Genomic DNA, 24,869 nt, shown 5'->3' with positions numbered 1-24,869 from the left:
GGATAGAATAATGAGTAATCCAATAGTAGCTAATCCATTAGTAACCACAGCATGGTTAGCTGAACATCTTGATGACGATAACCTTGTCATTGTTGATGCCTATATGGCGAATGTCGTAGGTAAAGAACCGTTAGTTTATGATGAATTTTCTTGTTTACCGACGGCGCGTAAATTGGATATCGAAGCTGATTTTTGTGACCATTCTTCTTCTCAGAGCCATGCATTACCTACTGAGTCGCAATTCACTCAAGCAGCTCAAGCATTAGGAATTAATAGCGATAGCACCGTTGTTATTTATGATAACCAAGGCATTTATTCATCACCGAGAGCGTGGTGGACGTTTAAGGTGATGGGATTTGAACATGTTTATGTTTTAGATGGTGGATTACCTCAATGGATAAAAGAAGGCAGAGAAACGGCTTCTGAATATGCAACAAATAAGCGGGTCGGCAACGCGATAGGAAAAGAAGTCGCAGGATTAGCTTGTGGTTCAGATGAAGTACTTAAGGCTATAAACACCACTACTGCTATTTTAGATGCTCGAGCTGAAATGCGATTTTTAGGTAAAGCTCCAGAACCAAGAGAAGGGGTTCGTAGTGGGCATATTCCAGGGGCAAGAAACCTCCCGTTTTCTATATTGTTAGATGAATATTCCTACCAAGATAAAGAGACATTACGAGCTATTTTTGAAGAAAGAGTGCCATCAGTAGATACAGTAACCTATTTCAGTTGTGGGTCAGGTATCACAGCATGTATCTTAATGTTAGCCGCAGTATCTATTGGTTATAAAGAGGTCACTTTATACGATGGTTCATGGGCTGATTGGGGAACTAATCACGCATTACCTATCGAATAACGAAAGTAAGGATTGTGAATGCGTGACAGTTTACGGAAGAAGATCATCGAAGTATGTGATAAGAAAGTAGCGCAGAAAGGAGACAATGTCGGGTTGTCTTTTTATGCTTTTTTTGCCAATAAAAATGATGATCCAGAATTGCTTATGGAAGCCGCTACGTGGTGGATATCTACCCATAAATTAGACCATTTTGAAAAGGCGATTAAGGTTAAAAATATGGTAGTTAATAAGCTATGAATATACATATACGCCAAGGCACAATTGAAGATGTGGTTCGTGTAGATGGTCAAATCCCAGAGTTTGATAATCGTAATACTAAAGAAAAAATCGCCTTACGCTTGGATGGTTTAGCTCATTTAATCCTTATTGCATTTGAGAATGACTTGCCTGTTGCATATAAAATGGGTTATCAACTTTCAGCAACAGAATTTTACAGCTGGCTTGGCGGTGTTATTCCAAGAGCCCGTAAAAAAGGCATTGCCACTCAGCTTCGACTACTTCAGGAGCAATGGGCAAAAGAAAAAGGCTATCAAAGCATTAGCGTTAAATCGATGAACCGTTATCCTGCAATGTTACAACTCCTTATTTCAAGTGGTTATCATATTTCAGGTTATGAAGATGAAGGGACGCCGGATAGTAGCAAGATTAAGTTTCAAAAGAATATGATTGAATAACAATAGGCTTATTTTTTCAAAGCAATATGAAGTTATGGTCTACAATTGAAGTAGACCCAACCTAGATATGATTGGTGGGATTTTTAAATAGAAAGTACAGGGATAATCGATGGATAGAATCACCTTTCAAAAAGTGACAGCGTGTGAATATCCATCACTTTTCTCTATCTACAAAAAATACCTCTATTCTACGATTGAAGATACTTTTGGTTGGGATGAGGTTTTCCAAACTCAACATTTTGCTGATTCCTATCGAAAAGAATGGTTTGAATGGATCATGTTCAATGGAGAGAGACTTGGATTTATTTGTGTTAAACAAGAACAAACTAGTGTGCATTTTCATTTGTTACTTATTTTTGAAAAATATCAAAATAAAGGGGTAGGGTCTGCGGTGATGAAATATTATCAACGATACTACAGTGACAGGGTCACTAAAGTCAGCTTGTCTGCGTTTAAATGCAATCAAAAGGTGATCGATTTTTATTCAGCGCTTGGCTACCAGATCACAGGTGAGAATAAATATTTTTACGATATGGAACGTTCGCTTTGTTTTAATGGGTATTTAGGAACGGACAGCTATATATAGTACTGGTTATTCTATTTAAGTGTAACGTATTATTCCTCTATACATATGGGGTTTATTTGTATTTTAATAATATCCCCACCAGTATAAACCGCCATAAGTAACATAAAAAGGGAAGGATGCTTATTCATTGTAGACCTCACAATTCAAAAAATGAAAAAGAATAGCGAGACAATCGATGATGTTGTCTCACTACTTTTTAGGGGTTATTGTATTTTTTGAGACAGTCCTATGTTTTTAGGCGGAAACTTTTTAAACGTTGCTGCGTGCATTTTTGCTTCTTCTCCCATTGATGCTAACCAAGGGTTAAGTCTATGTCCTACTGGCATTTCTTCTTTAGGATCAATGTATAAATTGAATAGCCATGGTGCTAACCCAACATTTTGCTTCACAGAGTAGTCAATTCCCATGAAATTACTTTGTTCATTAGTGACTTTTACGTGCATTTTATATTCACGCATACGCAGAGCCATGAAATCTTCACCCGCCCAAATATAAACATGTTCACGTTTACTTTTTCCGTCGTCCGTAATTAAGAATGACGTTTGATCAATACCATCAAAGTACTTATCACTTGGCAGTTCTTTTTTGTATCCAGCAAGGTGCAATGAGGTATTAAATAAATCCATCATATCGAAAAGTTCCGCACTTTCTCGTGGTTGGATAACACCTTTCCAGTAAGCAATACCGGGAACCCGAACGCCACCTTCCCATGCCGAAGCCTTACCTCCTCTAAATGGAGTAAAACCACTGTCTGGCCAACTGTCACGTTGAGGGCCATTATCTGAGGTGAAGAAGATAAAGGTATTTTCTTCAATGCCTTCGTCTCTAATAGTTTGTATGATTCGGCCTACAAGGGCATCTACTTCGACGACATTATCTTTATAAGGGTATTTACTTGCACTTGCACCTTTAAATTCTTTACTTGGGTGATTATCGGCGTGAACGCGCATGAAATTGTGTGAGATAAAGAAGGGTTTATCTGTTTTTGTTAGTTCTTTAATTTTAGTCATCGTAAAGTCAGCTAAGATATGGTCTGCTTCGGCAAACTGTTCAATTCCAGTTGTTGGTACAATAACTTTTTCGTCTTGTCCTTTTACTGCATGATACATATCGATCTTTCCACCAACGGCTTTAAATCGTTGCGCTTTTTCTTTATCAAGGACGAGATCCGGATAACGGCGTTCATCAAATTGTTGGGTTAATTCTTTTTGAGACGCGTAATAGCCTTGAAACTCATCAAATCCAACATCTACCGGACGCATACCTTCATCTTCACCTGTATGCCATTTCCCTGTTAATACAGTGTAATAACCAACACTTGATAGTGCTTTGCCAATACTCATTTCATCAACCCATGGATTTGAGGTGACTTTATCTCCAGCTAGAATAGGGCGAATTAATCCGGTTCTTATCGGTAAGCGTCCCGTCATCATTGCTGAGCGCGTCGGAGTACAAGTAGGTTGAGAATATACTGAGGTTAGGGCGAGTCCATTTCTAGCTAGCTCATCTATATTGGGTGTTGCAGCTCCTATATGCGCACCGCCTCCCCAGGGGCCACCAATATCCCCAAAACCTAAATCATCAACAACCAACCAGACAATGTTGGGTTTTTTATTGGTAGATTTCAGTTTTGATGCTAATTCAGAATTAGCGGCTTTATCTTGTTCTGGTCTTGGTATGTTTGGCTGCATATTATTTTCATTAGAAACCGCGCGCGATAATGCACTCGCAGAAGTCAATGATGGTGCAGATAATACAATACCTGCGAGTAAGCATGTTGCGAGTTTTCTGGTTGATTTCATAACACTCTCCTTAGCGATTAAGATAAAGAATAGTAGACAAGATCCGTTTCGCAATCTGGATGGCTCTTATTTATATCCAATAAGTAATTTATTTGAAGAAAAGAGAAATAAAAGAGTTTTTTTACTGATTCAATTCATTTATTTCGGTTATGTACTATATTTTTATTATTGTTCTTAATAGTAAATGGATTTCTATTTATGAAAATAAGAGTTATTCCGTCAGCGTTGATAAGCACACTATTGATGTCTTTTTTTACCTCTTTATACAGTATTCACGTATTTTCTGAAGAAGGAGGGAGTGGTCATTATATGCCCGGTTCGATGTCTTCTTTTGTGGATGGTATTCCTGATTCTCCTTCCTTTATCGCCCGCCTAAATGTGTTAACTTACGAAGGGAAATACGATAAAAATCTTCCTATTGCAGGCTTGAATACCGCAGATATAGACGTTAAATCACAAGCCTTAGGACTAACGATGGTTTATCGTCCGAATTTTGAGATCGGTGATAATTGGAGTTATGCATTTGGTGGAACGATTCCATTTGTTGATATAGAAGTAACGGCTAGTGTTGAAACAAGCGGCCAATATGGCGTAAAAGTGACAGAAACTGACTCTGGTTTGGGCGATATCATGCTAATGCCTGTCATGCTGAATCAAATCATTAATCCTGATTTAAATGTGAATTATCGTGTCAGTGTTTACGCACCAACGGGTGATTATCAAGTGGGACGATTGGCGAACACAGGTAAAAACTTTTGGACGATAGAACCGACGATTGCGGCTATTTATGTAGGAAAAGAGAATGGTATTGAGGCTAGTATTTTTGCTGGAATGGATTTTAATACCGAGAATAAAGACACGAATTATAAATCAGGAATACAAGCGCATATTGAGACAACAATTGCTCAACACTTCCCCTTATTTGGTGGGTTAGCTGGCGTAGGAGCAACGGGTTTTTATTATACCCAGTTAACGGGGGATAGCGGATCTGGTGCAACATACGGTGATTTTAAAGCCAAATCGGTTGGCGCAGGACCTACGATTTCTTTTGTTCATTCCGTAGGGAAGACCGACATTTTAACTGAACTTAAATGGCTTCATGAGTTTGAAACCAAAAGACGCGTACAGGGCGATACCATTTTTTTAAAAGCGATGGCTAAATTTTAGTAACGCATTATCAAACGGTGTGCATCACTACATATGGAAGGAAATAATAAAAATGAATAAATTTAGAGCATTTCCCCAAGCCTTATTGGTATTAGCGGTATCACTTCAATTAGTGGGGTGTGAAAATGAGTCTCCACCAGCGTCTGACGTTAAGCCTATCAGTGATGCATCTGTGGACAAACAGAAATCAGATAGTGATATTGCCCTTAATCCAGAAAGAGATGTTTATTTTGGTGAAACTCACATGCATACCGCTTTTTCTTTAGATGCTTATATTGGTGGTAATCGAATGAGCCACGAAGATGCGTATCGTTATGCGAAAGGCGAAGGTGTGATGGTTGATGGACGTGAATTGAAACGTCATCGACCACTTGATTTTGTCGCTATTTCTGACCATGCAGAATACATCGGTGAAATGTATTCCACAATGACAGAAGGTGCTCCGGGTTATGATCAAGATCTATTAAAGCAATTGCGAACCATGACGGACATTAAAGAAAGGGAAGAATGGTTTTTGAAATATGTTGTTTCTGCCAATCGAGGTGCTAATCCTCAACATCCGCCATTTTTCTCAGGGCAAGATACCGTGAAAAGTGCGTGGAAAGTCATGACAGAAACGGCGGACAGATACAATAAACCGGGCGAGTTTACGGCGCTAAAAGCATTTGAATGGAGTGGTGCGCCACAAGGTGGGAACTTGCACCGTAATGTTATATTTCGTGATGGAAATGTGCCAGATGCTCCTGTGAGCTACATTGATATAAATAGAGAAGATGGGTTATGGGAATGGATGGCAACGCTTGAATCTAAAGGCATGAAATTACTAGCCATACCGCACAACTCTAATGCGAGTAAGGGAATGATGTTTCCAAGCGTAAAGGCGGATGGTCAACCGATTGATTTGGAATACGCGCAAACGAGGCAGCATTTTGAACCATTAATGGAAACGATGCAGATTAAAGGGAATTCAGAAGTACATAGAAAATTCTGGCCTGAAGATGAATTTGCCGATTTTGAAAATGCCGATTCCATACAAAAATCAAGTGGACGAACGTTTCACAAAGGGGACTTTGTTCGTGAAGGGTTAAAAATGGGGCTGGTGTATGAGAAAGAGCTAGGTAGTAATCCGTTTAAATACGGAACAATAGGTGGCACGGATAATCATAATGGCTTGCCATCCGCAGTGGCAGAAGATTCCTTTATTGGTGGTCATGGGCCTGAAGATGGGACGGTTGAACGCCGTAGAACCGCCGGCGTTGCTGGGTGGATTGATGGCAAAGATCTGAGTATCGGTACCTTATCTGGTGTATGGGCGACTCAAAATACGCGCACCGGACTTTGGGATGCAATGAAGCGCCGTGAAACGTATTCAACGACAGGGCCTCGAATTAAAGTGCGCTTTTTTGCCGGCGTTGAGTTACCTGCTAATCCAACATCAGCGAAAGAGTTGGTACGTCAGGGGTATGAATTAGGGGTTCCAATGGGGAGTGATTTACCCTCTATTGGTAGCGCTCCAACCTTTACGGTTCACGCACTAAAAGACCCTGATGGTGCGAATCTTGATCGTGTTCAAATAATTAAAGGCTGGGTAGATAAGCAAGGTAAAACTCATGAGAAAATCATTGATGTTGTGTGGTCAGATAAACGTGAATTAACCGCAGAAGGTAAGTTACCTCCAGTGGGTAATACCGTTAATTTGAAAACTGCAGAATACGATAACAGTATAGGGGACACGGCATTGATGGGAAGTTGGGTCGATGCTGACTTTGACGCGGCACAAAATGCGTTCTATTACGCTCGTGTTATTGAGATCCCAACTCCTCGCTGGAGTACGTACGACGCGGTAAGAAATAATTTACCGTTACTCGAAGACGTTCAATCATCAATACAAGAACGGGCTTGGACATCACCAATTTGGTATAACCCTGCGAATTAAAAATGGAAAATCAATGAGCGGCAGTCAGCTGAGAGAGGTCGCTTAATTTTCACACTAAATAATGGATTATGTTGTGATAAAACTAATAAAAGACCCGTTTTTACATTTTATGGTGATAGGTGCAGGCTTGTTTGTCGCTTATGGACTTACTGTTGATGTAAATGCAGAGGATGAGAATCAAATTACAATTTCACAATTGGATGTAAACAATACCATAAAGCGTTGGGAGCAACGTTGGCAGCGATTACCATCGGATAAAGAGCTTGAAATTGTGATTGAAAAAAAAGTACGACAAGAAGTTTTTTATCGAGAAGCGTTAGCATTGGATTTAGGCAAAGATGATCCGGTTATTCGTCGACGTTTAGCCGAAAAAATGATGTTCATTGCGAATGATTTATTGGTGCCTGAGCAGGCATCTGACGCTCAATTATTGGCATTCATGAAAGCCTCACCCGCGCAATTCTCTAAACCGATCACCACGTCATTTCAACACGTTTATTTTAATCCTGATCTGCATTCAATGGGGACGAACTCTTTTAACGTTGAAGTACAAAAATACAAAGGAGAGCTGAATGAAACTGACGCAACGATGGTTGCTTATCAAAGTATGGGTGATGATTTTTATGATGAAAAAAATTATCAAAACTTACCTAGCCATCAAGCTGCGCGCCTCTTTGGTCAAGAGTTTACTCAAGGTTTAACGCAAGCGCCAATCGGTGAATGGTATGGTCCTATTCGCTCAGGGTATGGACAACATTTAGTTAAAATAGATCAACGATCTAAGCCATCATTACTTCCTTTGGATGAGATCAGAGAAGGCGTATTAATTCAATGGAAAGCCGAGCAACAACAACAAAGTAATGATTCTTTATATGAAGAATTGAAAAGTACTTATCACATCGTGATTGAATTGCCGAAAATAACAGAAAAGGGCAATGAATTATGAAAATCTTACCCGCTTATGCTTTTTTTCTGCCCTTGTTTTTGTTTTTCTCTACGGTTTCAATCGCTGATGAAATTCGTCCTGCCTATTTAGAAATCATGAATGACAGTGGGGATCATTATAATGTCACTCTCAAACTACCGAAAAAGAACGACAGAGTCTTAAATTTGACGCCTATCTTTCCGGAACGTTGTCAGTCTCAAGAGTTAATACGAATCAGTCATACTGACAACTCTCAAGTGAGTCGTTGGAGGATGGATTGTGAAGGCGGTTTACTTGGCGAGCAGATAGAAATAGAAGGGTTAGAACAAAGTTCAACGGATATATTAGTCCGTTTGCAACAAGATAAACAAACTCAAGTCGAACGATTATACGCAGGGAATAATCAATTTAGTGTCGCGTCCCATCCATCGAGTCTAGAGGTTATCAAGGTTTATACAATCATAGGTATTGAACATATATTATTAGGGTTTGATCATCTTCTTTTTGTATTCGCGTTATTGTTAATCATAAAAGGAAAACGGAAGTTAGTTGGTGCAATCACTGCGTTTACTGTAGCTCACAGTATTACATTAACGTTAGCGTCTTTAAATATGGTTACGATAGCACTGCCACCCGTCGAGGCGGTGATAGCCCTTAGTATTTTGTTTTTAGCGGTAGAAATCATTCATGATATCAAAGGAAAACAAGGTATTGCGGCACAATATCCATGGATTGTTGCGTTCTCGTTTGGGTTGTTACATGGCTTTGGTTTTGCAGGGGCATTGGCAGAAATAGGGTTACCACAAAATGAAGTTCCGCTTGCGTTGATCTGTTTTAATGTTGGAGTCGAGTTAGGCCAACTTGCGTTTGTTTGTATAGTTTTGCTTATTGGTCGAATATTGGTCCCCCGATTAACGGCACCATACGTAAAAAAAGGGACCGTCGTTATTGCCTACAGTATTGGTAGTTTAGCGAGTTTTTGGGTTTATGAACGCACCTTTAGTTTTTTATGGTAAAGCGGAATGTAGGTTATTAACGTTGTTTTTTACGAGAAGGAATGCCACCAAATAAAATAGGCTCATTACCACTTTTCCATTTTGGGTAGATCTGCATTACTTTTGCAAAAAGTGGGTCATTATAATGATTAATTAGCCATGCACGTAAATAAGGTAAGGGCGCTTGAGCGTACCATTTCTTATCTACTCGCGAAAATTGACGAATAAACGGCAAGATGGCGTAATCAATTAAACTGGGTGTTTCTCCCATGATGTAAGCGTGCTGACACAATGACTGCTCGATAGTCATCAACCAATCACAACATACATTACGCCATTCAATTTCATTATCATCATGGTAACGAGACGCGGCTCGGTACTTCTGTAAAGCATTCACAAATTCAGTGTCACTGCGGTTCATTAACTCAAGCATCACAGGCAATAGAGCTTTATCGTGTGAATACAGTAGATTATTAGGATCTGATTGGTTGAGAGTCCATACCATCACATCAAGACTTTCATCTATTACAGAGCCATCACTCAGTAGCAATACAGGAACCGTGCCTTTTGGTGAAATCGACAACATTTCTTCAGGCTTATTGTTCATATCAATATCGCGTAATTCTACGACTTTCTGAGCATGCAGAATTCCAAGGCGAGCACGCATGGCATAAGGACACTGTCTTAACGAATAAAGAATCGGCGTTGTCATTGGATAAGTACCTAAAATTCGAGGGCTTATGAACATCTTATCGGATAGAAGAAAGAGATTCACGGAAAATTCGTCATGATCTAGATCAATAAAAGCTTAAGTGAGTGGTAATAAAAGCGAGAGGCGAGTAGAATGCCCCCTCAAAAAAATTATTACATAAAAACCGAAGCGAGCAATTTCATAATGAGTAGAAAACTTGAATTATTGGCACCTGGTGGTGATGTTGAAGCGATTAAAGCGGCCATAGTTGCAGGAGCAAATGCGGTTTACTGTGGTCTAGATATGTTCAACGCCCGTAACCGAGCGTCCAATCTTTCATTTGATGAGCTAAATGGCGTATTGCGACTAGCTCACGAATACGGTTGTGAAGTATTTCTGACATTAAACGTTGTTATTCTTGAGCATGAAATTAAATCAGTAGCGAAGCTGCTTAATCAATTAGTTAATACGACTATTGATGGCATCATCGTTCAAGATTTAGGTATGTTTAACTTAGTTAAAAAATACTTCCCAACATTAGACGTTCACGCATCTACTCAGCTAACGACGCACAATGAAGGTCAAATTCACTTCCTTTCAAAAGTCGGCGCTTCACGTGTTAACTTGTCCCGTGAACTGAATATAGACGAAATCAAAGAAATGACAGCCGTTGCTCATGAACACGATATCCTAACGGAAGTGTTTGTGCATGGTTCGTTATGTATTGCTTTCTCTGGCCAATGTTACTCAAGTTCGGTGAGCGTTGGTAACTCAGGCAACCGTGGCCGTTGTAGCCAAGCGTGTCGTGATGAATATGAAATTACCGCAGCGGGTAACAAATTCCCACTAAATCTAAAAGATAACTCAGCGTACTTTGATTTACCGGAACTTGTGGACGCGAAAGTGGATTCACTGAAAATTGAAGGCCGTATTAAAGGCGCTCATTACGTTTATACCGTGGTTGAAAACTGGCGTAAAAACATCAATAAATTTGTTGAGACAGGTGAGCTATATGAAGATGACTCAAATCTTCATAAAGTATTCAACCGTGGCTTAACCAACAAATTCTTGAAAGGTAATTTGACTAAAGACATGTTCATCGATAACCCTCGTGATAACAGCGTAAATTACGCCGTAGCTCAGAGTAACTCGATTGATGTAGTGCAAATTCAAGAAGTAAAACAAGATCTTTACAGTGCTAAGAATGCACTGGGTGCGACACTAGAAGAAAAAGTAAAATCTCTAAGTATTGATAAAATTGCGATTACGATTGCGTTTAAAGCGGTATTGGGTGAGCCACTAACAGTCGTGATCACACCAAGTAAAGACGATCAAGATACGTTTGAAGTGAAGTCTACGTCACTACTGAGTGAAGCGGGTCAAAAAGCGATCACGGAAAAAGAACTAGAAAAACGCTTTAAAGGGGTTATTACGCCTGATTATCTTCTTGAAGGTTACGATTTCTCAGAGCTTGGTGAAAATCTAGCCATTCCATTTAGAGAGCTTTCTGAGCTTAAAGAGAAAGTCGCGTTTTTATTGAATGGTTCTAAAGAAGTAATTAAGTACACTGATGTTGAAGCATTAGTTCAACAGCCAAAAGTCGAAGAAAAACCGACTCTATCTATGTTGATCTCTGATGTTGCTGATTTGAATATATGTGATGTAACTGACGCAGATATCTACTTCAAATTACCAGAAAGCTTTAAAAAGCGTGATAAAAAATACATTAATATCTTCTTAGAAAACCCTCGTTTAATTCCATGGTTCCCAGCGGTTCTGATTGGTAAAGATTACGACGAAGCAGTAAAAGTCTTAGAAGAAGTAAAACCGACTCGTATCGTAACCAATAATACGGGTATTGCGTATAAAGCATTTGAAATGGGGATAGAGTGGATTGCAGGTCCATTACTAAACACGACCAACTCTCATGCGTTAATTACGATGAAAGAAGCGTTGAATTGTGCAGGTGCGTTTATTTCAAATGAGATTAATAAGGGTCAGATAAAACACATTCGTCGCCCTGAAAATTTCAAATTGGTATACAGCATTTATCACCCGATCCTGATGATGACAAGTCGTCAATGTTTCTTCCAACAAACCGTGGGTTGTAATAAGCCATCGATTGAAGCGGCTTGTATGTTGAAGTGTGAAAAAGCGACCACAATTACCAATGTGAAGGGTATTTCATTTGCGGTAGATAAGCAGAAAGGCGGCTATCCAAGCATCTACAATCACGAGCAATTCTTAAACATGGATATCGTGACTGATTTGTCAGATTTGTTTGATGAGTTCTTCATCGATTTGACCAATATTGGTGGTGGTTCTAAAGAGCAAGCGGACAAAGTTGAATTAGTTAAACATTTTGAGAAACTAATCAATGGTGATGTAAGCGTGCAAGAAGATCTATTCACTATGGTGCCAATCAATACCAATGATCAATATCAACAAGGTCTTTAAGATTTACACCTTGTAGGTTAGAAGAGAAAAAGATAAAGCCGCGATATATTATCGCGGCTTTTTTTGTCTATAATTCAAATAATACTATTATATAAATAGACGAAATTAAAAACATTAGAGGAATTGATTATGGTGACATTGCAACTACTCAAAACAGAAGATGAAGAGGCGTTATTAGCATTTGAACTCATTAATAAGGAATGGTTTGAGTCTTTCGTTGAAGCTCGTGATGAAGATTTTTTTAGTGAAGAAGGAATAAAAGATCATATTGATTTCTACCTTTCTGAACATAAAGCGGGTCGAATTTATCCAATGTTATTAAAGAATGAACAAGGGGTAATTTGTGGGCGAGCAAATCTTTATAATATTAATAGAGAAAAAGAGTTGGGTTTTATTGGATATCGAATTGGTGAAGATTTTATCTCACAAGGCTTAGCAACTTATGCAACAAAAGAACTGATTGATATAGCAAGAGAAGCGTTAGCATTAAACGTATTAGTGGCAACAGCATCAACAGACAATCTTGCGTCACAAAAAGTATTAAGTAAAAATGGTTTTAAACGGGTTGCTTTTAAGCCTGAATTTACCATTGTGGATGGTGAGATTATCGATTGTTATGAATATCGCTGTGTAATTAAGCAGTTGTCTGCGGCGACATAAAGTGAATATAGAAGTAGGTTGATGCTTACTATATAATTCCTTTTTTTGAAAGGAATTCCTATAATGGAAATGATCATAGTTTCTTCTGAAAGACAAAAACGTCTCATCATGATATTTGCTCGCATGAAGGCAAAAATGTCAGATAAAGCGCTTTTAAAGAATTTAGATGCGTACGATATCAATTCAACGGCTTATGCTGCTTTTAAAAAAGCATCAGATCTTCATGTTGAGCGTATTCATTTACCGTTTGGCGATGACAGAACTGGCTCACTAGATGGTGGCGATTTCCTATTCCGCTATCTTTCTAAAGGCTACATTTGCCTTGGTGATTTTGAAGGTCAACCAAAACCAGATCTAGGCCCATGGGGCGTTCGCTCTGTTCGTCGTCAACCTAAGATCGGTTTCGGCCTGTAATAGATTAAAACTATTAATTACATAATAGTTATAGCTGCATCGTGATATTTTCGAGCTAAGCAGAATTAAATTGCAATGGGAGTATTCTATAAAATTCATACTAATGAGTTTTGTAGAGGACTTCCATGAATCACCTCACTATAAGTATCATCACACTTCCTTTATTATGTTTACCCCCTTCGCAACATTCAAATGTGTAACTGTCCGTATTTTAGAATCCCCCAATGAAACAAATGCTTCAACACGATATAATGCAATTCAAATAAGTATTTGGTTGTTTTGTGTTCTAAAATGATTCAGCTCACTTACTTATCCAAATTGCTATAAAAGGAAGTTAAAGTGAAAAACAGATCGTTTTCGTCAATATTTACGTTCAGTGTGTTGTCTCTTTCGATGTTGAGTGCAAACAGTTCGGCCAACGTCAGTTCAATCCCCGTAGTTGGCGGAGTTGTTAACTCAGCAGAAATACTAAAAAATCAGATACACTCTTCTGTCATTTATACAACGAAAACGGTTCGTGATGCCGCTATTTTTACCATTGCTGGCATCACATTAGACGCTTACATTTTATCTCTTCCATTGGAGAGTGATGTTAAGAAAAGCATCATTGCAAAGCTTTCAAATCCCTCATATGCGATCCCTTTAGGGCATTTTCTTTATACCTTTGTGGATAAATACGGAGATATGGACAATGAAGATGCCTTTAAAGCTTACTTAAAAACTCAATATGATGAAGAAACACTCACCGGATTTAGCCACTCTTTGTTTACTCTCAATGACGTAAAAAAAGAAGAGAAGCCAGAGTTAGCTGATAGTCATCACCAAGGATTAACTATTGATCGTAAATTCATTGCGAACATGGTGATTGTTTATGATGAATTGGTACAGATTGGTGAGTGGAAGGACCTAGAGGTATTACCCGAGCGCTATACTTATCTCTCTGATACTCCAGAAGACAGAAAAATAATAGATAAAATTCAACCCATCATTATTGCTGGAATGACAAAAGCGGCCACAAGTATGGATGAGGGAGAAATGCGTGGGGCGTTAGAACAAATCATTGAAGAGGGCAAGCCTGAGCATAAAGGTTCTGTGAACAATAAAGCAGAAGCATTAACCATAACACTTATCGATTTTGTTCGTCTTAATGTATTGAAATCGTACCGTCAGTTTGTCTATCAAGAGCAGCGACAAGAAGTGCTGAATGAATGGTTACAAGAGAGCTTTAAAGAAGATCCTAATGCCCTAATTTCTTATTTAGAGTCTCGTCAACAACGTCGACTAGCAGTTCAGATTACGGTGGATGGTTTGCAACAAGGTCTGCTTGAAGGACTAATGTCACCGCTTGAAAAACCATTTATTAAGCAGATATATCAAGATCACCTTAAGCATGAAAACTATAAGCCTCAGAATGAAATCACCACACAGCCAGAACATGAGCAACAACTGTCATTCTTAAAAAGACTTACCGAGAAAGAGTATAAAAACCCATCGTACTTGCCATTTTTTACTGAGCTGTATAAAAACTACGATAACAGCATTGTCGATGTGGGCATTTCATCAACACCGACTATCAGTGTTCGTAATTTACCGATAATAAAAACGGGTGCGAAAGTATCTGGTAAAGGGGGCACTGGAATACCGAACTTCCACTTTGTTGATCGAAAAGAAGATCGAGCTTATTACTTCTTTGGTAATGATGCTTTACAACTTGATCGTCTAATGGATGCGAACAAGGTTCAAACCATGTTTGATCGCTTGGATTATTTAGTCACTTTAAACTGTAATGCGCAATATGATTGGAATGCACATACCACCTATGATGGCTTGGTGAATTTAGGGGCAGGTGAGAGCTTACGAGATTTTGGTGAAAAGCGTTGTTTGCGAGAGTTGACGCAACGTGCAGAAATAGAGAAAACAGTGTCGACCATGAGAGCCGATCTTATTGAAGACATTCGTGTTTATAACGGCATCTTTGCCTTGGATATTTACAGTAAGTTAACTCAAAAATGGAAGATCCAACAAAACCTAGAATCCCTCTCGAAGCTTGAACAAAAAGGGATGCCAGATTACACGCTAATTTATAACCCATGGCCGGATCACTTTGCCCATTTCACTGGTCCGTTTAGTGATGAAATACTCATGCCGACAGGGGAGTTAAACCGATTAGATTATTGGTTAACGCAATTTACCAACACATATAAAGACGCGGGCGTATACGATAGAACCCTTTGGGGAATGGCTGGGGATCATGGCTTATCTCCAGTGTATTACTCTCTTAATCCAGAAAAACAGGTGTTTGATCCTCTTCAAACAGAGCTTGGTTACCCGTTAGTGATTAAGAAGATCTCTTCGGATGAAGGTGAAGGCCCTAAAATTACCAACGCGCTTAATTATGAAAGTAATAAAGAGGTAGATGTGGTGGTCGCCTCTACAGCGGGCGGTAACTTTATGATGGATTTCTTTAATTCAGCTCAAGGTTGGAAAGTGCAACCTACATACGCCGAACTAACAATGTGGACGCCTGTTAATGCACAGAAAGGCGGATCTATTAATGTGGTTAATGAAATAGCATCACGTTTACAAGAGTCGCTAGATTATCTCGTTGTTAGAGAAACAAACTGTACGCTAGATGAATGTAATGTTCGAGTTATTGGTTTTAAAGACGGTGTTAGAGTTGATGAATTGATATCTAAAAAAGGTAATCGACTGTTTTACCAACCAGTGATTGGATCATCTCAGTTACTTGAACTTGATGTTCTTAATCCATATAAATCGCAACCAAATGACGCTGAATTAGTATCATATCAAGAGTTATATCAACGATGTATGGTTTCTGCTGTTAGCGACAATGTGAACTCATGGTGTACAGAACAAGAGTGGAGAGAATTGACGGCTTACACGGCGCGACCCGATTCAGTCAATCAATTGGCTACATTGTATGAAGAAGACAGAGCAGGGACGATAAACTTGTTCCCTAAATTTGGTGTTGGTTTTAATACCAAAGTACCGGGCAGACATGCTGGCGAACACTATTTAGAAAAAGATGCTTTTTTAGGATTCTGGGGAACCCCTGTAGGCCCTAATGTTACGCCATTAACGAGTGAGGCGAATGGGTCATTGGCGCCAACATTGTATGAATACCTTACTCAAGAAACCGTTATCGAGAATAACAACGGCTGGGGCTATCCTTCTTTACTTGATGATCTCGATATACAACTGAGTAAATAGACAGAAGGCTGATTCATTACAGCAACAAAATCGGCAATTGTTGGTGACTATAAACACCCTTTTGGATGCCAGTCTTCAGTTGGTTAATCACTGGTATGATGGCTCTTATGAGTATATACACCTTTTATTTGATGGTATTTTAATCAGTTAGGCTAATTATCCTAAGAATATCGTTATATTTTAGAATTATAATGCAGATAAATACTTTTCATCTGCTTAATTTTCAATATACTCAATAGCTGACCCCAATACGTTTACCAACGTGTTGGGGTCAACTTAGTTTTACATACTGTAAAATTTACAAGTATCCGTCCTTCATGATGTAGGACTGAGATAAAGCAAATAAGGATATATGATGATTGATTTTTGGCCTTTAATCGGGGTAGTAATTATTACTCTTGGGCTGGCTTTACGCTTAAATACGTTATTGGTTATTTTAACCGCAGGGATCGTGACTGGTTTAGTTGCTGATATCGACTTTATAGAGATTTTATCCATTTTAGGTGCTTCATTTACTCAAAATCGCTATATGTCTTTATTCATACTTGTACTCCCTATGATTGGTGTACTAGAACGCTTTGGCTTAAGAGAGCGAGCAGAAACGCTGATTGGCTCAATCAAGCAAGCGTCTGCTGGTCGAGTTATGTTTACGTACTTATTACTGCGTAAAGTAACGAATGCGTTAGGTTTGAATTTAGGTGGACACCCATCGATGATCCGTCCTTTAGTGGCACCAATGGCAGAAGCCGCTGCTGAGAAGAACAGAAAACCGCTAACGCATAAAGAAAGACAACACCTTCGTGCGCTTGCTGCAATGAGTGAAAACTTTGCTAACTTTTTCAGTCAATTAATCTTTATTGGTGCGGGTGGTTTACTGCTTATTAAGGGCGTACTTGAAGAGCATGGTTACAGTGTTGCGTTAAATGACATGTTTATGTGGGGGATTCCTACGGCGTTAGCCTCGTGCGTTGTGTTCTATGTTCGAGCGTGGATAGAAGATTCACGTTTAGCGAAAGCTGGTAAAGAAGAGTAGGGATTAATCATGTTAGAGTATATTTATCAAGCGACAGGCTTACTTCTGATTGCGTTTTCATTTCAAAGTTTTACCGATAAAAAGAACCCAAAAGCCATTGGCACAGGACTTTTTTGGTTAGCTTATGGTCTTTCTTTTTGCTTAGGTGCGGTATTACCTGATTGGGTTGTCGGTTTATTAGTATTATTGATGACGTTGATTGCTTCGGCGGGGTTAATGGGCATTGGTTCTTACAACTCAAGTAATAATGAGTTCAGAGAAACGAGCGCGAAGTCATTACAAAATATGTTGTTTCTTCCGGCCTTAATTGTACCAGTGGGTACGATTTTATGGAGTCAGCTAACCGGAACAAGTGCATTGATTGGGTTAGGATTAAGCTCATTATTGTCACTTCTTGTCGCGAACTGGCTAACAAAATGCAAACCAGTACAAAGTATTCATGAAGGTCGTCGCCTGATTGATACCATTGGTTGGGCAGCTATTTTATCTCAATTTCTAGCCGCATTAGGTTATCTATTTGGTCAGGCTGGAGTCGGTGATACCGTTTCTCAAATAGTAAAAGAAATTGTCCCTCACGGCAGCGTATTAGCTTATGTCATTGCGTATACGTTTGGTATGGCTATTTTCACTATCGTTATGGGTAATGCGTTTGCGGCTTTTGCTGTCATTACCGCAGGTATTGGTATTCCATTGCTGATTGTTGAAATGGGCGGTGATCCAATTGTGGTTGGTGTATTAGGCATGATCTCAGGCTATTGTGGCACCTTAATGACACCAATGGCGGCTAACTTTAATGTTGTACCTGCGGCATTATTGGAATTAGATAATAAAAACCAAGTGATCATTACCCAGTTCATTCCCGGTTTTATCATGCTACTTATTAACACTACCTTTATGTACTTTTTTGCCTTTTAGGGATTAACGATGAAAAAGATTCTAATTACAGGTTTCGAACCTTTTGGTAATGACAAAATTAATCCAGCGCTAGAAGCGGTAAGATTAATTGCAGGCCGTAAATTGAACGGTGGCGAGATCAGCATTTGCCAAGTGCCGGTTGTGCGTTATAAATCGATCGACGTGGTTAAACAAGCCATTGAAGATCAACAACCGTATGCAGTGATCACAGTAGGTCAAGCTTCGGGTCGAACCGCTATAACACCAGAACGAATTGCAATTAATGTGGATGATTTTCGCATCCCAGATAATGATGGCATTCAAGTGATTGATGAACCCGTAGTCGAAGGGGGTCCAGATGCTTACTTTACCACTCTGCCAGTAAAAGCGATGGTAAGTGCGATGCAAAGTGAGGGGATCCCTGCCATGGTATCGAATACTGCTGGGACATTTGTATGTAATCATTTGTTTTACGGGATCCAACATTACCTAAAAGACACCAATATTCGTCATGGTTTTGTACATATTCCACTATTGCCAGAGCAATCTGTTGATGGTTCTCAACCAACAATGAAGTTAGAGCAAATAGCAGAAGGCTTAGCCATTGCTGCTCAAGCGATTATTGATAATGACGAAGACATCCAGCAAGGTGCAGGAACGATTTGTTAATGTAATAATCGCCGAATAATATCCTTCTATATAAGCCTAACAATAGTCATTATTGTTAGGCTTTTTTATTTGCTTGTGTGTGGGATAAATAGACTAACTTCCGTCATTAAACGTGCGGTTTAGTTGTGTGGGCGTAGTTTTGATAACAAATTTATTACTACTTAGGTAGCAGTTTGTGAAAAAGAACACATTTTAAAATGGTAAGACTGTTAGTATGATTCATAATGTAAGCATTTGTTTCATTTATGAGTCTCGCACTTATGATGGCAGTGTAGGCTCCGCTGTTTATCATTAATTGCCTCCATTCTTATTTAAAATCACAATCATTAGAAGTAGAAAGATTATGCACCTAACCTTAAAAATGAAACTTGTTTTAACAAGTGTGGCACTTATCGTATTCACGATTATATCGCTAGGAACGTTTTCATACCAAACCATGAAAACCCAAGCATGGGATGCAATTCGTAGTGAGAGCGGAAATACCGCGAAAGCGTACAGTTTAGGTATTGGTGACTGGTTTAAAGGTCGTCAAGATGCAATAACCGGCATGAAAGAAGCCATTGAACGCGATCCTAATCTCGATATGGTTGCTCATTTAAAGCAAACTTTTACCTCCGGTGGTTTTGGTTTAAGTTACTACGGTGACGCGGAAGGCGTAATGCAACGTCAAGATCCATCATTGAATAAAGCGGGCTACGATCCTCGTACTCGTGGGTGGTATAAAGAAACATTAGCTGCAAATAAAGCGATTACCACAAAACCGTATGTTAGCCACACAATGCAAGCGTTAGTAGTAACCTTAACAGAACCGGTTCGTGAGAATGGCAGAATCGTTGGTGTTACGGCTTCAAATTTAGCATTGGGTGCATTAATTGATGATGTGCTTGATATTTCAGTACCTGGAAATGGCTATGCGATGCTTTTAGATGTGAGTAATCGAATTGTGGTTGCACACCCAAATGAAAAAATGGCGTTAAAACCAATTTCAGAATTAGGGCAAGGGTTTGATGCGAATAATCTGAATAGCGAAATTTCATCGGATGGTTTCTTCTTTACTGAACAACAAGGTAAAGAGAAAGCTGTAATGGTGACAGCGGTGCCTAATACTAATTGGGCGATAGCGCTAGTCATGGATCAAGAAACATTAGAAGCCCCATTACATGCGATGCTAGTTAAATTATTGCTTATTGGTGGTTTAATTCTATTGTTTGTTTCATTGTTTACGGGATGGTTAGTGACGCGTCAATTACGTGAACTAGGTACAGTATCAGAAGCATTAGCAGACATCGCCAATGGTGAAGGGGATTTAACGGTTCGCATCAATGTGAAATCGGATGATGAAGTGGGTAAACTGGCAGAGAACTTTAACCAATTTGTTTCTCGCTTACATACAATGGCATCTAATTTACGAGAGATAACATTAGACCTGAATCGCTCGGCAGCAGATTCCGCCGATTCTGCGATCAAAAGAAGTGAGAATATTCGACAACAACAAGATGAAATCACAATGGTGGCCACTGCGGTAACAGAGATGGCAAGTGCAACACAAGAAATCGCAGGTAATGCAGAGAACACCGCAAAATCAGCATCACAAGCCGTTGATCTAACGCAAGAAGGCCATCAACAAGTGAATCAAAGCCAATCTTCAATTGGTAATTTAGCGCGCGAAGTGAATAGTGCGGTAGGGATAATTGAAGATCTTAATGGTCATGCACATAAAATAAGTTCAATCTTAGCCACAATACGTTCTATTGCAGAGCAAACTAACTTACTGGCGTTGAATGCAGCTATTGAAGCCGCGCGAGCAGGAGAGCAAGGTCGTGGTTTTGCTGTGGTTGCGGATGAAGTTCGAGTATTATCACAGCGAACACATACATCCACCGAAGAAATTCAATCAATGATTGAAACATTACAATCGACCACACAAGAAGCGGTATCTGTTATGTCTGACAGTCATCAGCTTGCAGAAACCAGCGTGAAAGACGTTGATGAGGCAGGGGTGAGTATCGATAATATTGCCGCGCAAATTAATGTCATTAGTGATATGGCAACGCAAATAGCGTCAGCGGCAGAAGAGCAATCAAGTGTAACTGCAGAGATAAGCCGTAATACAGAAGGCGTGCAAGAAGTTGCTAACCAAATGGCGAATGAAGCAGTAACCGCAGCCAAGCAAGCTGAAGCACTAAAATCATTAGCGGATTCGTTAGAAGAAGAAATTAAACGCTATAAGCTTTAATAACTCACATTATAATAAAAAACCGTCATTTTTTGGCGGTTTTTTTGTGTCAATAAATTGTGATATTGATCTAAAAATAAAGTCTATTTAACATTGGATGAAAATATTAAGAAACTTCTTTCTCTGACTATTCCCAAAATTGAAACAAAGTGTAGAATACGCCTCCTTATCGGCTAATCTGCCAGTGTAATTTATCCCAGTCTATTGAAAATTAAGATCAATATGCTATTTAGGACATAAATGAAAAACGTATTAATTTCTCTTGTTATTACTTTAGTGACGGCTTCTTGTACGCCAATTTTTGATGGCAACTATAATAGACCAGACTCATGTAATTGCAGTGCTGAGAGTGGAAACTCTCAATCCAATTCATGGAAGCCGAGTACCACCAAACCAAATCAATCAATTGAAGATCAGTTAGCGAATTTGTCTGAGCATGTGCATAAAACATGGGGTGATAAAGAGTTTTTAGAAGCAGGCAAACATCGCTATGTAAAGTACCTTGATGGCTATCGCACTCGTGCTCATATTGATTTTGAGAAAGGTAAGATTTATGTATCAACCATTTCTCAATATCAACCTAAAGAGACGCTTAAAAAAGCCATTATAGGCACGGTACTCATGCCTGCCGATCCATCGCATGTTGATTTATTCAGTGATAAATCGATTCCTTTACGTGGACGTCCATTTTTACTTGGTCAAATTAAAGATCAAGAAAACAAAGACATTGAATGGCCATGGCGAGCAGGGGAATACGCGGATTATTTAATCGAGAATAAGCTTAAAACGAAAACCATAAAAAATGGCAAAGCGTATTACGTTGAGATCTCAATGGTGGATGACCATCTAGAACAGCGTGAATTTCAATATGCAGATTTAATTAAAAAAACGTCGAAAGAATACGGTATTTCAATCGATTTAATCTACGCCATTATCCAGACCGAAAGTAGCTTCAATCCTTACGCAGTAAGTCATGCTGGAGCTTATGGTTTAATGCAAGTGATCCCAAAAACAGCAGGAGCAGATGTATTTAAACTAGTAAAAAACAAATCAGGTATCCCAACAAAAGAGTATTTGTTTAACCCTGCGAATAATATAGACACAGGCACCGCTTATTTTTATATCTTGAAGAATATATATTTACGAGATATCACTCATGCAACCAATAAACATTACAGCATGATATCAGCGTATAACGGTGGTTCAGGTGGTGTATTTTCAACCTTTGATACAAGTAAAACAAAAGCGATAAGCGAGATAAATAGTTTACAACCAAGTCAATTGTACTGGGCGTTAACAAATAAACACCCAAAAGCAGAAGCGCGTCGTTATCTTGAAAAAGTATTGAAATATCAAAAAGAATTTAATGAAAAAGCATAAATAGAATTATGCCTCTGTTAAGGAGGTAGATTTTAGGGATGAAGGACGAGTCATTGCTTTTTGCTCTTACTCGTCCTTGCTATGCTTAGTTTCTAGTTTCTAGTTTCTGTTTTAGTCCCCAAGCGCCGCTTCACCTTTCACATCAAAGTTGATTTTTTCATATCCAGCAAACACTTGGAAACGCTTACCTTTCGCGCGAGCAATAATCGTAATGCCAAATTTCTGCGCCAAATCTAAGCCCATTTGCGTGACTCCTGAGCGAGAAAGTAAAACGGGAATACCCATTTGAGCGACTTTAATCACCATTTCAGAGGTTAAACGACCTGTGGTGTAAAACAGTTTATTGTCGCCTGTACCACGGTTCAGCCATAATTCGCCCGCAAGTGTATCTACTGCATTATGACGGCCTACATCTTCTACAAAAGACGAGACTTGGTTGTTTTCACAAATCGCACAGCCATGCACTGCACCTGCGGCTTTGTACGTGTCATTGTGATAAGTCAGTGCTTCTAACGAGGCGTAAATATCCGATTGATTGATGGTTACTTGAGGCACTTGGTAATTCTCAAGTTGCTTCATCACGTTGCCATACATGGTGCCTTGACCACAGCCAGAGGTAACCGTTTTCTTCTTTAAATTCTCTTTAACGTGTTCAGTAGTCTCTTTAGTATTCACCGCGGCTGTTTTGGTTTCCCAATCAATCATGATGGATTCTAATAACGTTACATCGCTAATGAAATGTTGATTCTTTAAATAGCCAACGACTAATTCAGCAGGGCGTGCGCCTAACGTCATTAGAGTCACCACTTCTTGCCAATTCAACATAACCGTTAATGGTTGTTCACACGCGACTTCTTTTGTTAGCTTCTCACCGTATTCATCATAAACATCCACAGTAAGAGTTTGTTTAGGTACAGCGCCAGTAGTTATTATTCTTGGTGATTGGCTCAAAGTAAGCTCCAAATTAATGAGATTTAAGGTAATTAACGTATTACACGCAAATTTTATACCACAGGATGAGTTGTGGTTAAATTAGAAATAAACCGTTGTTGGTATAAGGATTGCTTTATAGTGTGAATAGAGATAAAAAAGCCTCATAAAAAGAAGGGTGACTTGTGGATCAAAAAACAGAAAACCAATGGCCGCTTCAATTTGAAGTGATTGAAGAAATCAAACAAGTGGGACGTTGGAGTGCGCCATCTTGGCATATTGGTGACATTCATCTTTATGAGAAAAAAACACAAGCAGCGCAAAGTAACGGCATCTTATTTGAGCGAGATCTAGAAATATTTTTAGATGAACGAACCGATTACCGTTTTAATTTAAGCTCTCAAGATCCAAAGCTATTTTTTGCCTTTGAAAATGATAATGACGTACTTACCCCAGTAATGATCACGGCGTCACAAAGCTTGATAGGGCAATACATGGATGGTGATTACGTTGTGCTATCGATTGGTATGCCACTACCTGTACAGGCATGGCTAGAAGCCTTTATCGGCAAAAACGGTGAACTGATAGAAGTTCGTAGAAAGAAACGTAAAGGTGCGGGGCGCGCAAGTGAGCAACTTCCTAAGTAGATGGGCACTGAGAAAACAGAAGGTAAAACAAGGTGAAGAGGTCAGTGATGAGCCTATTCAAGCACCGTCAACACCTGTTATTGACGCTTCTGTCGAGGATGTTGAAACAGCATCAGTTCTAGAAGAGGTAGAATCAACGCCTGAGATAGATCTGCCTACCGAGGCCGATCTGGGTACGATTACAGGAACCAGCAATGTCAGCCAATTTATGGCAACAGGGGTAGATAAAAACCTGAAAAAAGCCGCATTGCGTAAGATGTTTTTGAACCCTGAATTTGCAATGGAAGATGAGCCAAACTACTCAACACCATCAAAACTTGATAGTGAAACTGCAGCCAAATTACGAGATTGGATGGTAGAGCCAGTTGAAGAAGCAGGCGAGATTGAGCAAGAGTTAGTGGCAGAGCAATTATCAGAATCATTATCAAAAGAAGCATCAGAACAACAACAAGAATTAACCGCTAAAAATGAAGCAATAAACAGTAATGATAATGAATATCAATACGTTACTGACGACGAAAAAGCCTCAAGTGAGACAAAAAAGACCACTTAAACAATCGGGACATTTTGAACCATGGTGAGACAAAATGTCCCGACAAAAAACACCGCCTGCCAAATAGTCTAAAAATTGCGCATTTTACCCAATTAATATTTCTAATTATTACCCATTAAGTTGGTACGGTTAT

The 24,869-nt window shown here is 39.2% G+C and carries 22 protein-coding genes; 19 read left to right on the top strand and 3 right to left on the bottom strand.

Features of this window, described 5'->3' with window-relative positions:
• Positions 1-10: 10 nt before the first annotated feature.
• The 4 genes from A6E03_RS08600 to A6E03_RS08585 all read left to right on the top strand — a co-directional run bounded on the left by A6E03_RS08600 (position 11) and on the right by A6E03_RS08585 (position 2,116).
• Complete coding sequence (locus tag A6E03_RS08600; protein ID WP_065600637.1) at positions 11-856, top strand: sulfurtransferase; 846 nt, start codon at positions 11-13, stop codon at positions 854-856.
• A gap of 18 nt (positions 857-874) precedes the next feature.
• Positions 875-1,093: a DUF6500 family protein gene (locus A6E03_RS08595; RefSeq protein ID WP_065591207.1), complete on the top strand. Its 219-nt coding sequence runs from the start codon at positions 875-877 to the stop codon at positions 1,091-1,093.
• Entirely contained in the window at positions 1,090-1,530 is a 441-nt protein-coding gene (locus tag A6E03_RS08590) for a GNAT family N-acetyltransferase (RefSeq protein WP_065600636.1), read from the top strand. The genes A6E03_RS08595 and A6E03_RS08590 overlap by 4 nt, the downstream gene beginning before the upstream one ends.
• Positions 1,531-1,639: 109 nt before the next feature.
• Positions 1,640-2,116 carry an N-acetyltransferase gene (locus A6E03_RS08585; protein ID WP_065591205.1) on the top strand — a complete coding sequence of 159 codons (477 nt, stop codon included), beginning with the start codon at positions 1,640-1,642 and terminating at the stop codon, positions 2,114-2,116.
• 203 nt (positions 2,117-2,319) lie between these two features.
• Here the strand turns inward: A6E03_RS08585 and A6E03_RS08580 are convergent, their stop codons facing one another.
• Complete coding sequence (locus tag A6E03_RS08580) at positions 2,320-3,918, bottom strand: sulfatase-like hydrolase/transferase (RefSeq protein WP_065591204.1); 1,599 nt, start codon at positions 3,916-3,918, stop codon at positions 2,320-2,322.
• 198 nt (positions 3,919-4,116) lie between these two features.
• On the opposite strand from A6E03_RS08580, the gene A6E03_RS08575 reads away from it, so the two are divergent.
• The 4 genes from A6E03_RS08575 to A6E03_RS08560 all read left to right on the top strand — a co-directional run bounded on the left by A6E03_RS08575 (position 4,117) and on the right by A6E03_RS08560 (position 8,962).
• On the top strand, positions 4,117-5,085 hold the full coding sequence (locus A6E03_RS08575; protein WP_065591203.1) for a transporter: 969 nt from the start codon (positions 4,117-4,119) through the stop codon (positions 5,083-5,085).
• Positions 5,086-5,137: 52 nt separating this feature from the next.
• Positions 5,138-7,021 carry a DUF3604 domain-containing protein gene (locus tag A6E03_RS08570; protein ID WP_065600635.1) on the top strand — a complete coding sequence of 628 codons (1,884 nt, stop codon included), beginning with the start codon at positions 5,138-5,140 and terminating at the stop codon, positions 7,019-7,021.
• A 73-nt stretch (positions 7,022-7,094) separates the two neighbouring features.
• A complete protein-coding gene (locus A6E03_RS08565) occupies positions 7,095-7,967 on the top strand; it encodes a peptidyl-prolyl cis-trans isomerase (RefSeq protein ID WP_176703463.1) in 873 nt (290 codons plus the stop codon).
• Entirely contained in the window at positions 7,964-8,962 is a 999-nt protein-coding gene (locus A6E03_RS08560) for a HupE/UreJ family protein (RefSeq protein WP_083190339.1), read from the top strand. The genes A6E03_RS08565 and A6E03_RS08560 overlap by 4 nt, the downstream gene beginning before the upstream one ends.
• Before the next feature lie 16 nt (positions 8,963-8,978).
• On the opposite strand, the gene A6E03_RS08555 is transcribed toward A6E03_RS08560, so the two are convergent.
• The gene (locus A6E03_RS08555; protein ID WP_065591199.1) at positions 8,979-9,653 is read right to left on the bottom strand and encodes a glutathione S-transferase; all 675 of its coding nucleotides are present in this window, start codon (positions 9,651-9,653) and stop codon (positions 8,979-8,981) included.
• A 183-nt stretch (positions 9,654-9,836) separates the two neighbouring features.
• Here A6E03_RS08555 and A6E03_RS08550 point away from each other — a divergent pair, with 183 nt between their 5' ends.
• The 9 genes from A6E03_RS08550 to mltC all read left to right on the top strand — a co-directional run bounded on the left by A6E03_RS08550 (position 9,837) and on the right by mltC (position 22,606).
• Positions 9,837-12,089, top strand: a complete 2,253-nt coding sequence (locus tag A6E03_RS08550; protein ID WP_065600696.1) for a peptidase U32 family protein — start codon at positions 9,837-9,839, stop codon at positions 12,087-12,089.
• A gap of 129 nt (positions 12,090-12,218) precedes the next feature.
• Entirely contained in the window at positions 12,219-12,749 is a 531-nt protein-coding gene (locus A6E03_RS08545) for a GNAT family N-acetyltransferase (RefSeq protein ID WP_065591198.1), read from the top strand.
• Between the two features lie 63 nt (positions 12,750-12,812).
• Entirely contained in the window at positions 12,813-13,163 is a 351-nt protein-coding gene (locus tag A6E03_RS08540) for a hypothetical protein (RefSeq protein WP_065591197.1), read from the top strand.
• A 339-nt stretch (positions 13,164-13,502) separates the two neighbouring features.
• Positions 13,503-16,394, top strand: a complete 2,892-nt coding sequence (locus A6E03_RS08535) for an alkaline phosphatase family protein (RefSeq protein WP_065600634.1) — start codon at positions 13,503-13,505, stop codon at positions 16,392-16,394.
• 355 nt (positions 16,395-16,749) lie between these two features.
• Positions 16,750-17,427: a DUF969 domain-containing protein gene (locus A6E03_RS08530; RefSeq protein WP_065600633.1), complete on the top strand. Its 678-nt coding sequence runs from the start codon at positions 16,750-16,752 to the stop codon at positions 17,425-17,427.
• A 9-nt stretch (positions 17,428-17,436) separates the two neighbouring features.
• Positions 17,437-18,342: a DUF979 domain-containing protein gene (locus A6E03_RS08525; RefSeq protein WP_065591194.1), complete on the top strand. Its 906-nt coding sequence runs from the start codon at positions 17,437-17,439 to the stop codon at positions 18,340-18,342.
• A gap of 9 nt (positions 18,343-18,351) precedes the next feature.
• Positions 18,352-18,990, top strand: a complete 639-nt coding sequence (pcp, locus tag A6E03_RS08520) for a pyroglutamyl-peptidase I (RefSeq protein ID WP_017022700.1) — start codon at positions 18,352-18,354, stop codon at positions 18,988-18,990.
• A 343-nt stretch (positions 18,991-19,333) separates the two neighbouring features.
• Positions 19,334-21,226 (top strand): methyl-accepting chemotaxis protein, encoded by a 1,893-nt coding sequence (locus A6E03_RS08515; protein ID WP_065591193.1) that lies wholly within the window; start codon positions 19,334-19,336, stop codon positions 21,224-21,226.
• A 240-nt stretch (positions 21,227-21,466) separates the two neighbouring features.
• A complete protein-coding gene (gene mltC, locus A6E03_RS08510) occupies positions 21,467-22,606 on the top strand; it encodes a membrane-bound lytic murein transglycosylase MltC (RefSeq protein ID WP_065600632.1) in 1,140 nt (379 codons plus the stop codon).
• A 111-nt stretch (positions 22,607-22,717) separates the two neighbouring features.
• On the opposite strand, the gene A6E03_RS08505 is transcribed toward mltC, so the two are convergent.
• Positions 22,718-23,557, bottom strand: coding sequence for a formate dehydrogenase accessory sulfurtransferase FdhD (locus A6E03_RS08505; protein WP_065591191.1), 840 nt, complete (start codon positions 23,555-23,557; stop codon positions 22,718-22,720).
• A gap of 164 nt (positions 23,558-23,721) precedes the next feature.
• On the opposite strand from A6E03_RS08505, the gene A6E03_RS08500 reads away from it, so the two are divergent.
• A complete protein-coding gene (locus A6E03_RS08500) occupies positions 23,722-24,183 on the top strand; it encodes a DUF3305 domain-containing protein (RefSeq protein ID WP_065600631.1) in 462 nt (153 codons plus the stop codon).
• Positions 24,164-24,736: a DUF3306 domain-containing protein gene (locus A6E03_RS08495; protein WP_065600630.1), complete on the top strand. Its 573-nt coding sequence runs from the start codon at positions 24,164-24,166 to the stop codon at positions 24,734-24,736. Before A6E03_RS08500 ends, A6E03_RS08495 begins: the two co-directional genes overlap by 20 nt.
• The last annotated feature ends 133 nt before the right edge of the window (positions 24,737-24,869 follow it).

The organism is Aliivibrio sp. 1S128 (assembly GCF_001691065.1).
Taxonomy (GTDB): Bacteria; Pseudomonadota; Gammaproteobacteria; order Enterobacterales; family Vibrionaceae; genus Aliivibrio.
The sequence above is the reverse complement of the archived record's forward strand: the minus strand, read 5'-3'. Positions and strand labels throughout refer to the sequence as shown.